The organism is Burkholderia sp. PR2 (assembly GCF_052372875.1).
Lineage (GTDB): Bacteria > Pseudomonadota > Gammaproteobacteria > Burkholderiales > Burkholderiaceae > Burkholderia > Burkholderia diffusa.
Genome location: NZ_JBQRWH010000001.1, coordinates 763,369 through 776,233, shown reverse-complemented (window position 1 = coordinate 776,233; position 12,865 = coordinate 763,369). Strand labels below are relative to the sequence as shown.

General features: G+C 68.2%; 11 protein-coding genes. 2 read left to right on the top strand and 9 right to left on the bottom strand.

All coding sequences use genetic code 11. The annotated features are described in order from the left end of the window. Positions 1-7: 7 nt before the first annotated feature. Positions 8-1,564, bottom strand: coding sequence for a 3-hydroxyacyl-CoA dehydrogenase (locus ACT2FV_RS03485; protein WP_444503210.1), 1,557 nt, complete (start codon positions 1,562-1,564; stop codon positions 8-10). Between the two features lie 546 nt (positions 1,565-2,110). On the opposite strand from ACT2FV_RS03485, the gene ACT2FV_RS03480 reads away from it, so the two are divergent. Then, on the top strand, positions 2,111-3,199 hold the full coding sequence (locus tag ACT2FV_RS03480; protein ID WP_059607271.1) for a calcium:proton antiporter: 1,089 nt from the start codon (positions 2,111-2,113) through the stop codon (positions 3,197-3,199). A gap of 93 nt (positions 3,200-3,292) precedes the next feature. Here ACT2FV_RS03480 and ACT2FV_RS03475 read toward each other — a convergent pair whose 3' ends face one another. Beyond that, positions 3,293-4,426, bottom strand: coding sequence for a transporter substrate-binding and LysM peptidoglycan-binding domain-containing protein (locus ACT2FV_RS03475; RefSeq protein WP_151049014.1), 1,134 nt, complete (start codon positions 4,424-4,426; stop codon positions 3,293-3,295). A gap of 20 nt (positions 4,427-4,446) precedes the next feature. Continuing rightward, positions 4,447-5,217: a hypothetical protein gene (locus ACT2FV_RS03470; protein ID WP_151049015.1), complete on the bottom strand. Its 771-nt coding sequence runs from the start codon at positions 5,215-5,217 to the stop codon at positions 4,447-4,449. Between the two features lie 12 nt (positions 5,218-5,229). Here ACT2FV_RS03470 and ACT2FV_RS03465 point away from each other — a divergent pair, with 12 nt between their 5' ends. Then, positions 5,230-5,514, top strand: a complete 285-nt coding sequence (locus ACT2FV_RS03465) for a hypothetical protein (RefSeq protein WP_151049016.1) — start codon at positions 5,230-5,232, stop codon at positions 5,512-5,514. A 333-nt stretch (positions 5,515-5,847) separates the two neighbouring features. Here the strand turns inward: ACT2FV_RS03465 and ACT2FV_RS03460 are convergent, their stop codons facing one another. From ACT2FV_RS03460 to ACT2FV_RS03435, 6 genes are all read right to left on the bottom strand, one after another. Further along, positions 5,848-6,702 carry an amidohydrolase family protein gene (locus tag ACT2FV_RS03460; RefSeq protein ID WP_444503209.1) on the bottom strand — a complete coding sequence of 285 codons (855 nt, stop codon included), beginning with the start codon at positions 6,700-6,702 and terminating at the stop codon, positions 5,848-5,850. Beyond that, positions 6,699-7,721, bottom strand: a complete 1,023-nt coding sequence (locus ACT2FV_RS03455; RefSeq protein ID WP_444503208.1) for an NAD(P)-dependent oxidoreductase — start codon at positions 7,719-7,721, stop codon at positions 6,699-6,701. The genes ACT2FV_RS03460 and ACT2FV_RS03455 overlap by 4 nt, the downstream gene beginning before the upstream one ends. Further along, the gene (locus tag ACT2FV_RS03450; protein ID WP_226114383.1) at positions 7,718-8,791 is read right to left on the bottom strand and encodes a LacI family DNA-binding transcriptional regulator; all 1,074 of its coding nucleotides are present in this window, start codon (positions 8,789-8,791) and stop codon (positions 7,718-7,720) included. The genes ACT2FV_RS03455 and ACT2FV_RS03450 overlap by 4 nt, the downstream gene beginning before the upstream one ends. Before the next feature lie 8 nt (positions 8,792-8,799). After that, positions 8,800-10,683 (bottom strand): TRAP transporter large permease, encoded by a 1,884-nt coding sequence (locus ACT2FV_RS03445; protein ID WP_444503207.1) that lies wholly within the window; start codon positions 10,681-10,683, stop codon positions 8,800-8,802. 3 nt (positions 10,684-10,686) lie between these two features. Then, on the bottom strand, positions 10,687-11,715 hold the full coding sequence (locus ACT2FV_RS03440) for a TRAP transporter substrate-binding protein (RefSeq protein WP_151049021.1): 1,029 nt from the start codon (positions 11,713-11,715) through the stop codon (positions 10,687-10,689). A gap of 239 nt (positions 11,716-11,954) precedes the next feature. After that, positions 11,955-12,863 (bottom strand): LysR substrate-binding domain-containing protein, encoded by a 909-nt coding sequence (locus tag ACT2FV_RS03435; RefSeq protein WP_444503206.1) that lies wholly within the window; start codon positions 12,861-12,863, stop codon positions 11,955-11,957. Between the last annotated feature and the right edge of the window lie 2 nt (positions 12,864-12,865).

Genomic DNA, 12,865 nt, shown 5'->3' with positions numbered 1-12,865 from the left:
CCGGCGGCTACGACCGGAACGTGCGGCCGGCCGCGTGCAGCATGGCGATGCGTGGCGACACGCGATAGCGGTCCTCGCCGTAGCTCGCCGCGAGATTCGACAGCACGCGATGCACGCGGCCGATGCCGATCGCATCGGCCCACGCGAGCGGGCCGCACGGGTAGTTCACGCCCTTCTCCATCGCGAGATCGAGATCGGCGGGCGAGCACACGCCCTGGTTCACCGTGTCGGCCGCCTCGTTCGCGAGCATCGCGACGGTGCGCATCGCGACCATGCCCGGCACGTCCGCGACGCCGACGACGCGAAAACCCGCCTGCTGGAACAGACCGACCGCGTCCGCATAGGCCGCATCGCTGCACTGGAGCGCGCGCGTCAGCGCGACGAGCCCGGCCTGCGCGTAATCGCGGGCAAGATCGACGAGCACGAGATCGGCCACGCCGGTTTGCGCGGCGCGCGCGGTCGCGGTGCGGCCGTCGGTCAGCGCGATCGACGCGCGGCCGGCCACGGCCAGCAGTTCGTCGGCATGCGCGCCGCTCTGCCGCGCACCCGCGATGCGTGCAGCGAAGCGTGCATGCAGCGCGGCGGCCGGGCCGTCCTGCGCGAACAGCGCGACGTCGGCCGGCGCATCGCGCGGCGCTTCCAGCTCGGGCGCGGGCGGTGTCGCACCGTCGGCATATGAATAGAAGCCGCGCCCCGACTTGCGTCCGAGGAAGCCCGCGTTCACGAGCTCCTGCTGGATCAGCGACGGCGTGTAGCGCGGGTCATTGAAGTACGCGCGAAATACGGACTCGGTCACCGCGAAGTTCACGTCGTGGCCGATCAGGTCCATCAGCTCGAACGGCCCCATCCGGAAGCCGCCGGCTTCGCGCATCACCGCATCGATCGACGCCGGCGTGCCACCCTGCTCGTTCAGCACGCGCAGCGCCTCCGCGTAATACGGCCGCGCGACGCGGTTCACGATGAAGCCCGGCGTCGACTTCGCCAGCACCGGCCGCTTGCCCCACGCGGCCGCGGTGTCGTACAGCGCCTGCGCGACTTCCGGCGCGGTCGCGAGCCCGCTGACCACCTCGACGAGCGCCATCAGCGGCGCCGGATTGAAGAAATGCAGGCCGGCCACGCGTTGCGGCGCTCGCAGCCCGGCCGCGATCGACGTGATCGAGATCGACGACGTGTTGGTCGCCAGCACGCAGCGATCGTCGACATGGCGCTCGAGCGTCGCGAATATCTCGCGCTTCACGTCGAGCCGCTCGGCCGCCGCCTCGACGATCAGCGCCGCGCCGGCGAACTCGGCCAGCGCGCGCACCGCGCGAATGCGGCTGCCGGCCGCCTCCGCTTGCGCCGGCTCGAGACGGCCCTTCTCCGCGAGCCGCGCGAACTGCGCGCGGATGCCGGCAAGCGCCTTGTCGCACGCGGCTTCGTTCAGGTCGTACAGCAGCACCGCATGGCCGGCCGCCGCGGCAACCTGCGCGATGCCCGCGCCCATCGCACCCGCGCCGATCACGCCGACGACCGCCGACGGCGCCAGCGCGCCCGAATTCACCGAATGTGCAGAAGAAACAGCCATCGCTTGCGATCCGTCATGAAGTGGAGGTGCGAGCGATTATAAACCGACCGGTCGGTAGATTTATGTCAGGGCGAGCCCGAATTTGTCGTGCAAGAGACCGTTACGGAAACTGTAAAACTCAAAAAATCGAACGATCGGGGCACTTTTTGCAAATCGAAAGGTCAATGAAAGCGTTCGAATATGAGATAGTGCCCCCCGAACGCCTGATAAAATTCGACAATTCGCCGGATTTCAGGGGGAAACCGCGTGTCACGCCGTTGCCGTCCATCGTCCGCGCCCTTTCGGGGTCGGTTCAATACCGCCCGGCATGCCTGTCGTCACGTGCGAGTGCCCGCCTCCGGCACTCGGTCGCATCGAACCGTTTCATCCAGCGACGGGCCTCCGCCCGCCCGCGCCCCTCGCCGCCTTACGGCGGCGAACCCGTGGCAGCGCAGTTCCGTGCTGCCGCGCATCGGCTTCATCATCCTCGTTCGGCGGATCATCCGGCCGGGCTTCGTCAACCCGTGACGGCGCGTCGCGCGCCGTCACTCGCATAGGAAACCGTCCATGCCGCTCTCGTCCAACCAGCTCCCGCGCTGGACCCTCTGGGCCCCGCTTGCCGCATGGCTGGTACTCGCGCTGTCGCGCGTCGTGCCGGCCGAAGGCCTCGTCATCGCCGTGTTCGCCGCCGCGCTCGCCGGCGCCGTGTTCGCCGCCGTCCACCATGCCGAAGTCGTCGCGCACCGCGTCGGCGAGCCGTTCGGCACGCTCGTGCTCGCGGTCGCCGTGACCGTCATCGAAGTCGCGCTGATCGTGTCGGTGATGCTCGGCGCAGGCCCCGAGAAATCGGGCCTCGCGCGCGACACCGTGTTCGCCGCCGTGATGATCATCTGCAACGGCATCGTCGGCCTCTGCCTGCTGGTCGGTGCGTGGAAGCACGGCGAACAGGATTTCCAGGGGCGCGGCGCGAGCAAGGCGCTCGCGGTGCTCGCGTCGCTGTCGGTGCTGTCGCTCGTGATGCCGAACTATCTGAACGCCGCGCCCGGCCCGTTCTTTTCGAAATCGCAGCTGGCGTTCGCCGGCGTGTCGTCGCTCGTGCTGTACGGCGCATTCGTGTTCGTGCAGACCGTGCGCCACCGCGACTACTTCCTCACCGAGCACGACAGCGCGAACGAATCGGTGCACGCGGCGCCGCCGAGCGGCCGCACCGCGCTGACCAGCCTCGTGCTGCTGTTCGCGAGCCTCGTCGCGGTCGTGCTGCTCGCCAAGCTGCTGTCGCCGGCCGTCGAGCATGCGGTGATGAAGCTCGGCGCGCCGGAAGCGGCGGTCGGCATCGTGATCGCCGCGCTCGTGCTGCTGCCCGAAGGGCTCGCGGCCGTCACCGCCGCACGCGCGAATCGCCTGCAGACCAGCATGAACCTCGCGCTCGGCTCGGCACTCGCGAGCATCGGGCTGACGATTCCGACCGTCGCGGCCGTGTTCATCTGGGTCGGCCAGCCGCTCACGCTCGGCATCGGCGCGATGGAAACCGTGCTGCTGTCCCTGACGCTGCTGGTCAGCACGCTGACGCTCAGCCAGGGACGCACGACGGTGCTGCACGGTGTCGTGCATTTGTCGCTGTTCGCGGCCTACCTGTTCCTGTCGATCACGCACTGATGCAAAGCGGCGCGCGGCACGGAGAAAACGATCCGCCGTGCCGCGCGCCGTGGTTCACCTTCCCCTCCCAACCTTCTTCGCTCCACGCCGCGCCTACCGGACCGGAATCACGAGATGCTGGCCAGCCAGGATCAGGTTCGGGTTCGCGAGGTTGTTGCGGCGCTGGATCTCGCGATAGCGCTGGCCGCTGCCGAGCTTGCTCGCCGCGATCATGTTCAGCGTGTCGCCCGCCTTCACCACGTACGTCTTTTCGCCCGACGCGGCTGCGGTCGTCATCGTCTGGTCGCTGACGAAGTACTTGCGCAGCAGGTCCAGATACTGCGGCGACTGCTTGAGCTTCGCGATCGCGGCGTTCAGGTAGATCAGCAGGTCCTGGTCGTCGGCACGCACGCCGATCTTGTACGCGATGTTCGAGCCGTCGAGCTTGGTCACCGCGAACTTCAGGTCGGTGCCCTTGATCGAGCTGACCGCGAACGGATAGTCGTAGATGAACGCGTCGACCGCATGGCCGTCGAGGCTCTTCGCGATGAACGCCGGGTCGGAATCGTCGACCTCGACGAACCGGACGTTCGGATACTGGCGCGTGACGAATGCACGCACGTCCGGGTCGCCCTTCAGGATGCCGACCGTCTTGCCGGCCAGATCGTCGGCCGAGCGGATCGCGGAGCCTTGCCGCACGATCAGCGAATAGCCGAAATCATCGACGTACGGCACCGAGTAGACGACGCCCGCCGGCGTGTTGTCCGGGAACGTCAGCCCGTCCATCGCGACGTCGACGACATGGTTGCCCTTCGCATCGGTGTCGAGCAGCTGCTTCGGCACGCCCGGATACGTGTCGACTTCGTGACGCGTATCGACGACGACCGGCTTGCCGCCATGCGAGAACGACGGATCCGAGAACAGCAGCCGCGCGAATTCGACGTTGAAGCCGTGCGGCGCGCCCTTGTCCTCGCCGAAGAACGGCTCGCTCGGGTTCTGCACCGAGACGCGCACGACGCCGTTTTCGGCGATCGATTTCAGCGTGCTCGTCTGCGGCGTGAAGCCGGCCGGCAGCACGTTGGTGGACGTCGACGTCTGCGCGGGCTGGCCCGCGTCGCCTGCCTGCGCGGACGTCGCGCCCGGCGCGGCATCGTGCGCGGGAATCAGTGTCGACAGGCCGCCCTGGTGGACGATCCATACGCCGACGAGCACCACCAGAAACACGACTGCACCGAGAAGTTTTTTCATGGTTGCGTGCCTGCGGGAAGTTATTGTTGTTTCGACGGCAATGCAGCGGCCTGTGCCGCGTCGGGGCCGGGCACGGGCGTGCCGTTCATCACCGCCTGCTGTTGCGCCTGCTTGACCTCGGGATTGTCCAGCAGCGACGTCTCCATTTCGGAAAATGCCTTGTTCACCGAGCGCATCACCGAATCAACGGCCACGTCGGTCTTGATCTGCTCGAACGTATCGGCCGTCTGCCGGCCCGCGAGCTTGTTCATGTGCTGGGCCGCCTGCGACATGTCCCACATCGCCTTCGCGCGGTCGATCGCGGAGGCGAAATTCTTCAGTTCCGCCTGCACCTGCTTGTAGCGGCTTTCGCGAAACGCAAGCAGTTGCTTCATCGTGTCGAGCTGCGCGCGAAAGCGTGGTGCGTCTTCCGGATACTGCTTCTCGAACAGCTCGGTCTTGTTTTCGAAGTTCTTCACTTCGGTGCGGAAAGCGGTGATGCTGTCCGCGAATTTCTGCGCCGCCTGGCGCTTTTCCGCGAGCTGGTTGATGAGCGTCTCGATCGGATTCGACTGCGCTTCCTCGACGATCATCTTCACCTTCTGGTTCGCGAACTTCATCGCGACGACCGGCGCGAGATAGATCGCCCCGAGGCCGATCACGGCCGCCGTGATCAGCGCGACCATCCCCTTCAGGACGAACAGCGCGGCCGGTGCCGCGATCGCGACGCCGGCGATGATGATCGCCCATTTGATCAGCTTTGCCTTGCCACTCCCCGAACTGCCGTTTGCTTCATTCGAAAGCTGCGACATGAGTTTTTCTCCTTGAACCTCGAACTGAACTGCGTGCGTAAGCTGCGTCATGCTCAATCGAAATGCTTCGGACTCCGGTGCCGCCGCGCGCGCGGGAGCGTTGACGGCACGATGCGTGGACGCGTGGCGGCGGCGTCACGACACGCCGGTGTAAGCGTCATGCGCGATACGGTATTCGGGCGCGACGGGCTGGCGCGCGACGCGCCGGCGCCGATCGGCACGGCTCATCGTCGCGGCCAGCGCGCGGACGGGAAAGTGTACCGATGCACGGTACGAAACGGGATGACGGATACGTGACGCGACGGGCGTCGGGAAAATCGCGGCGGGCCGGCGGCTGCGGCGCCGGGATTCCGGTACGAGTGCGTGAAGGCTCATCGTTGTTCTTGTGCGCGTCGCTGATGCGGGAACACGCGGCCAGCGCGCCCCGCTCCAAATGCACGCACGTATCCTGCGCCGACCGGCATGCAGCGTCAAGCGGTCGGCACGGCGGCGCGTTGCCTTTTCGCGATCGAAAGCGTGCGCGGCGCGTCAGCTTTCCGAACAGTAAGGATGTTGCCGACGCCGCGACGCATCGCGCCCGGTCGGGATTGATTTCCATCGAAGCGCGGCCCGCGTCCGGCCGACAGGATCTTACGTCGCGGCGCCGATCGAGGTGTCCGCATCGAACCCGTACAGCACCGCGGGATTGTCGACGAGTATCGCGCGGCCGACCGCCTCGTCCGCCGCGCAGGCGTGCAACCAGCCGAGCAGGTGCGCATCGTCGGGTACCGGCGACGCGTTCGGATGCGGCCAGTTGCTGCCCCACACGCAGCGCGCCGAATGTTCGCGCGCGAGCACGGTGGCAAGGCGTGCGACGTCGTCGTAACCGGGCGAACCGGATCGCGAAGTCTCGTAAGGCGCGGACAGCTTCACCCAAACGTGGCCGCGATCCAGCAGGCGCCGCAATGCGACGAACGCCGGCGCACCCGGAGCCACCGGCGTCAGGAACTTGCCCGTGTGATCGATGACGACACGCGCCGGCAAGGACGTCAGCATCGCCTCGACGTCGGGCAGCGTCCGGCCATCGAGCTGCAGGTCGATGTGCCAGCCGAGCGGCGCGATTCGCATGGCCATCCGCTCGAGCTCGTCCCATCGCGCGACGCCGCCCGACAGCGTCATGAACCGCACACCGCGGATGCCTCTCGCGTGCAGCCGCTCGAGCTCGGCGTCCGGTACGTCGACCGGCAACGTCGCGATGCCACGCGCCTGCGGGCCGAGCGCGGCCAGCGCATCGAGCGTGCAGCGATTGTCGAACCCATAACCGGTCGGCTGCACGACGACCACGCGCGCGAGGCCAAGCGCCCGTTGCACGCGGCGATACGCGTCCACCGGCGCATGCGGCGGGCGGAACGTCGCCGTCGGCGCGAGCGGATACGCATCGTCGTAAATGTGAATATGGCAATCGCATGCGGGCGACGGCCGTGTACCGGCCAGGTCGTGCGTCATCGTGCGCCCGGCGCGGCGGATGCGTCGACCGACCGCCAGCGTGCGAGCCGCGTCGCGTGCGCGGCGTTGACCGCGCCGTTCGGCACGCGTGCGTCAAGCAGCGCGGCGAGTTGTTCGACCGTCTCCAGTGCCTGGTGCTCGACCGCCGGCCGCGTCAGCCCGCCGATATGCGGCGTGGCGATCACGCGCGGATGCGCGGCGAGCTCGGGCGTGGGCATCTGGTCCGTCGCGCGGCCGACATCGAGCGCGCAACCGGCCAGCCTGCCGCCGTCGAGCGCGTCGGCCAGCGCCTGCTCGTCGACGAGCTCGCCGCGCGACGCATTGATGAAGCACGCACCCGGCTTCATCGCGGCGAACGCGCCCGCGTCGAACAGGTTCGCGGTGGCGGGCGTCGCCGGCGCGAGGCACACGACGTAGTCCGCATCGCGCAGCAGGGTCGCGCGGTCGACCTGTTCGATCGACGGCGTGTCGACCCGCACGTACGGATCGCACACGAGCACGCGCATCCCGAACGCCGTCGCGATCGGCGCGAGATGGCGCGCGATCTGTCCATAGCCGACCACGCCCAGCGTGCTGCCGCGCAATTCGCGGCCCATCCGCGGCAGCGGCGGCGTGCCGCGGTGGTACGTAGCGGCATAGGCGCCGATCCCGCGCGCGAGGTCGATCATCGCGCCGATCACCCACTCCGCGACGGCCGGCCCGAAACCGGGGCTCGCCTGCGTGACCAGCACGCCGAATTCGCTCGCCGCGTCGACGTCGACGGTACGAATGTCGACCGCGCAGCGCAGGAACGCGGCGAGCGCCGGCAGCTCCGCGAACAGCGCGCGCGGCGCCGTCGTCTGCCGGTACGCGATCATCGCATCGCATCCTTGGGCGGCGGCGATCAGCTCGTCCGTGCCGAGCTCACGGTCGAGCGGATTGCACGTGACGTCCGCGATCGCCTGCAGCGCGCGCAGCGCCTTCGCACCGAAGTAGTAATCGAGCATCCCGGACGGATGGGTCACGTAGACACGCGTCATGCGGGGGCTCCGTTCGATTCGACCGCACGCGGCGGCGGCGCGACCGATGCGCGCTCGATGAGCGTGACGCCCGGGAACACGCACTGCCCGGGCTCCGACAGGTCGCCGTCGTGCCGCATCACGCGCCGCACCATTTCCGCGGCCATGTCCGTGACGGGCAGCTGCACCGTGGTCAGCGCCGGCCACGAGATCGCCGACAGGAAGTGGCCATCCATCCCGACGACCGACACATCGTCCGGCACGCGCAATCCGCCGTCGCGCAGCCCGGCCATCAGGCCCAGCGCGAACAGGTCGTTGACCGCGACGATGCCGGTCGGCCGCGCGGGATCGGCCGCGAGCGCGGCGCCGAGCGCACGCCCGACTTCGACGATCACGGCGTCGCCATATTCGTTCGCCGGACCGCCATCGAGCACTTGCGCATCGGCGCCCGCGTCGCGCGCTGCCGCGAGAAAGCCGCGAATCTTGTCGCTGCGGCTCACGGTGACGCCGGCCACCGTCGCGAACGCGAGCCGCGTGTGGCCCGCGGCGATGAGGCAGTCGGTCGCGAGCCGCGCGGCCGCCTCGTTGTCGGCCGTCACGTGATCGACCTTCGATTGTGCGCCGGGCGTTGCGCGGCGGTCGTAGCTGACGACCGTCATCCCGCGTTCGGCCGCGCGTTCGAGGTGGCTTTCGTCGGCAAGCGACGAGATCACGATCACGCGCCGCACGCCGTGCGCGAACAGGTCGTCGAAGAACGACGCCTCCTTGCCCGCGTCGCGGTACGTGTTGCCGATCAGCACGCGATGGCCATACTGCTCCTGCGCACAAGCCTCGATCTCGCGCGCGATGTAGCCGTACATCGGATTCGCCATCGACGGCACCAGCAGCCCGACGAGCGGCGTCTGTCCCGTCTTGAGCTGGCGCGCCAGCGTGCTCGGCCGGTACTGCAGCGCATCCATCGACGCCTTCACGCGTTCGAGCGTCTCCGGCTTCATCTGATCGGTGCGGCCGTTGAGCACGTTCGAAACCGTGCTGACCGAAACGGCCGCATGACGGGCCACGTCCTGAATCGTACTCATGTCGTCTTGCAATGAACGGGCTACAGGCCGAAACGGGCCGGCAGCCACAACGAAAACGCCGGTGCGAAGATCAGCGCCACGAGGGCGACCAACAGCACCAGCAGGTATTTCACCATCGGCCGCGCCACGCGTGCGACCTCGGTCCCCGTGATCGCGCAGGTCGTGAACAGCCCGAGCCCGACGGGCGGCGCGAACAATCCGAGCCCCATCGCCACCACCACGACCGTACCGAAATGCAGCGGGTTGATGCCGAGCTGCAGCGCGATCGGCGCGAGCAGCGGCCCGAAGATGATCAGCGCGGGCGCGCCTTCGAGCACGGCGCCGAACACGATCATCAGCAGCGCCGCCAGCAACAGGAACGCCGTCGAGCCGTACTGATGGGCAAACGCTGTCATTGTGCCCGAGACGAGCGCGGGAATCTGCTCGATCGACAACGCGAACGACACGCTCGATGCCGCCGCGACGATGAACAGGATACCGCTCGCCATTGACGCCGCACGCACGAACACGCGGCCGACCGAGCGCCAGGTCAGTTCGCGGAACGCCGCCCAGCCGACCACCAGCGCATAGACCACCGCGAACGCCGACACTTCCGTCGACGTCGCGATGCCCGACGTCACGCCCTTGCCGATCATCGCGACCATGATCAGCGCGACGAGCGCGCCGCCCGCGAGCGGCAGCCACGCGCGGCGTTCGACGAACACCGCGTCGATGTCGATCCGGCGTCCGCAGATCACGGTCACGACCGCCAGCGACGCGGCGAGCACGGCCGCCGGCACGATGCCCGCGACGAACAGCCCCGCGATCGAGATGTTCGCGACGAAGCCCATGATGATCATGTTCACGCACGGCGGAATCGTCTCGGCCATCACCGCGCTGCACGCAAGCAGCGCCGCGGTTTCGTCGGGATCCTGCCGCGCGCGGCGCACGGCCGGCATCACGACGCCGCCCACCGCCGCGATATCGGCCAGCTTCGAACCCGACACGCCGGAAAAGCACGCCGTCGCGAAGATCACGATCAGCCCGAGCCCGCCGCGCACACGCCCGAAGATCCGCAGCAACAACTCGACGAGCCGCGCGGACATCCCGTTCGACTCCATCAGCAAGCCGGCCAGCACGAAGAACGGCACGGCGAGCAGCACGAAGTGATCGGCACCTGCCATCACCTGCTGCGAGTAGACGAGCAACGGCAGCGTCGGATCGGCGAGGAAGTAAAGCAGCGCCGAGAACGCGAGCACGAAGCCGATCGGCACGCCCAGCACGAGCCCGCCGACGAAGCCGGCGATCAGCAGCGCCCCCGGCGCGATCGCGTGCTCGGGCCGCAGCGCGTTCCAGCCGTACACGGCGCCTGCGAGCACGGCGCAGCACGCAAGCGTGCCGAGCACGAGACGGCGCGGCGCGTTCAGTGCGTTCGCGAGCGCGAACACGCTCATGAACAGCGCGCCGAACATCATCGGATACACGTTGATCCATCCCGGCAGGCCGCCGGTCGTCAACTGATCGTACGAGTCGCCGAGCAGCTGCCACGACGACGCCAGCAGGTTCAGCGACACCGCCGCGACGATCCAGTGCCCGATCTGCACGAGCGCGCCCTGCCAGCGTGCCGGCAGCCAGCCGCGGAACAGGTCGATGCCGACGTGCTGACTGCGGCCGAGCACCGTCGCCGCGCCGAAGAACACCAGCACGATCATCAGCGCGCTCGCGACCTCCTCGGCCCAGTCGACCGGATCGTGCAGGAAATAGCGGAAGACGACCGACACGAACACGACCAGCACGTCGACGGCCAGCACGGCGGCCGACACGTATTCGATCCAGCGCATCGCCGCATCCAGCGCGCGGGTGGCGCGCACGGGACGCCCTGGGTCGACGGCCGGCGCGACGCTCGAAACGGAACCGGTATCCATCGCTCAACCCCGCGCGGCGGCAATCGCCGGAAACAGCGGCGCGGTCGCCGGATACTGCTTCGCGAATGCCATATAGAGGCGGTCGTGCATCGCCTGCCGCAGCGCCGTGCGCTCGGCATCCGCCATCGGATGAAACGTCATCCCGTGCTGCTTCAGCGCCGCCTCCGCCTGGACGGCCTTCTGCGTCGCGATCGCGCGCTGCTGCGCGGTCGCGTCGGCCACCGCGCGGTCGAACGCCGGGCGCAGGTTTGCCGGAATCCGCTCGAGCGCGCGCCGCCCCATCACGACGGTCATCGCCGCGAACACGTGGTGCGATTGCCAGCAAGACTTGACGATCTCGTCGAAGCGGCTCGCGAGCACCGTGGCCGGATCGTGCTCGAGCCCGTCGACGACGCCCGTCTGCACGGCCATGTAGAGCTCGCCGAACGGAATCGGCGTCGGCACCGCGCCCATCACCTTGAAGGTGTCCATGAATGCCGGCGTCGGCAACACGCGCAGCTTCGTGCCCTTCACGCCCTGCAGCGCCGTCACCGGCTGCTTCGTGAACACGCAGCGTCCGCCGAAGTGCGAGCCCCAGGTCAGCACGGAGCAGCCCGCGCGCTTTTGCAGCAGCGCGTTCAGGCTGGTGCCGACCTGGCCGTCGAGCACCTTCGCGACGTGCGCATAACTGTCGAACAGGTAGCCGAGATCGAGCATGCCGAGCTCCGGCGCGACCGTGGCCCAGATCGACGAGCCCGCGATCATCATGTCGATCGCGCCGATCTTCACCTGCTGCGCGACGTCGCTCTCCTTGCCGAGCTGGCTGTTCGGAAAGTAGTCGACCCGAATCGCGTCGCCAACGCTCGCCTTCAGGTTCGCCGCGAGGCGCTCGTACCACACGTAGTGCGCGGCGTTCTGGTCAGCCGGCATCGACGACGAGCAGCGCAGCGTCACGGTCTGCGCCGCGCGGCCGATTTCCGGCAAGCCGCCCGCGACCGCGAGCGTGGCGGCGGACGCCGTTTGCAGAAAGCGCCGCCGGGTGAAGGTACTCATGGCCGTCTCCTTTTCAATCGCGTCTTCCGATGCGACTGTATCGATTTAGTGTATCGATACAGTAATACGACGACCGATGAGGGCGAAATGCGGGTTTTCCCGTGACGGGCATGAAAAAACCGGGATTGCTGGTGGCAATTTCGGGCCGGAGCGCAACGCGGAGCCGGCGCATTACGGTCTCTCGGGCCCCTGGCGTGCGTCAGGCGTGCCGGCGGATATCGTCAGACAACTGACTTTTTCTAAACGACGACGCCGCCCGCCCCTTCCGTCAGAAACTGCCCGACCATCGCGTTGAACAGCGGCAGCGCCGGATTGTCGTTGTCCGCGCGCCACGCGAGATACAGCTCTGCCGCCACGTCGACGCCCGCGAGCGGCCGGAACACCACACCGTCGACATGCAGCTCGCGCGCCGAAGCCGGCACCAGCGCGGCACCCAGCCCGGCACGCACCAGGCCGAGGATCGTATGCGTCTGCCCGACGTAATGCAGGTAGTTCGGCAAGCGCCCCGCGCTGGCGAACATCCCCGAGATCATGTCGTGGAAGTACTTGCCCTCGTTCGGCGAATACGCGATGAACGGCTGCCGGTCCAGCTCGTCCGGGCCGATCCGCTCGTACGCGGCCAGCGGCGTGCCCTGCGCGACCGCGACGAGCATCGGCTCGCGCTGCACGAGCCGGTATTCGAGCGGATGGCGCGCCGCGCGCTGGCGCACGAAGCCCGCATCGAGCATGCGCGACGCGAGCGCGTCGATCTGCACGGTCGACACCATTTCGCGCAGTTCGACGTCGACGTCCGGCAGCGCGTGCGCCGCATGCGCGAGCAGCGCCGGAATCATTCGGTACGCACTGACGGCCGTGAAGCCGAGCGTGATGCGGCCAGCCCCGCCGTGCGCGACGCGCTGCGCGGCCTGCTCGGCCCGCGCGGAGAACTCGAGGATGTGCCGCGCATCGCGAAGGAAGCGCTCGCCGGCCGCGGTCAGCCTGACCTGCCGGCTGCTGCGTTCGAGCAGCGCGATGCCGAGCGCATGTTCGAGCAACTGGATCTGCCGGCTGAGCGGCGGCTGCGTCATGAAGAGCCGCTTGGCCGCACGGCCGAAGTGCAGTTCCTCGGCCACGGCGACGAAGCAACGAAGCTGGTTCAGTTCAATCATTC

What these genes read in the sequence shown, in the direction of transcription:
- ACT2FV_RS03460 (WP_444503209.1), bottom strand. Translation starts at nt 6,702, where the DNA reads ATGACGCACGACCTGGCCGGTACACGGCCGTCGCCCGCATGCGATTGC.
- ACT2FV_RS03485 (WP_444503210.1), bottom strand. Translation starts at nt 1,564, where the DNA reads ATGGCTGTTTCTTCTGCACATTCGGTGAATTCGGGCGCGCTGGCGCCG.
- ACT2FV_RS03475 (WP_151049014.1), bottom strand. Translation starts at nt 4,426, where the DNA reads ATGAAAAAACTTCTCGGTGCAGTCGTGTTTCTGGTGGTGCTCGTCGGC.
- ACT2FV_RS03455 (WP_444503208.1), bottom strand. Translation starts at nt 7,721, where the DNA reads ATGACGCGTGTCTACGTGACCCATCCGTCCGGGATGCTCGATTACTAC.
- ACT2FV_RS03480 (WP_059607271.1), top strand. Translation starts at nt 2,111, where the DNA reads ATGCCGCTCTCGTCCAACCAGCTCCCGCGCTGGACCCTCTGGGCCCCG.
- ACT2FV_RS03435 (WP_444503206.1), bottom strand. Translation starts at nt 12,863, where the DNA reads ATGATTGAACTGAACCAGCTTCGTTGCTTCGTCGCCGTGGCCGAGGAA.
- ACT2FV_RS03470 (WP_151049015.1), bottom strand. Translation starts at nt 5,217, where the DNA reads ATGTCGCAGCTTTCGAATGAAGCAAACGGCAGTTCGGGGAGTGGCAAG.
- ACT2FV_RS03440 (WP_151049021.1), bottom strand. Translation starts at nt 11,715, where the DNA reads ATGAGTACCTTCACCCGGCGGCGCTTTCTGCAAACGGCGTCCGCCGCC.
- ACT2FV_RS03445 (WP_444503207.1), bottom strand. Translation starts at nt 10,683, where the DNA reads ATGGATACCGGTTCCGTTTCGAGCGTCGCGCCGGCCGTCGACCCAGGG.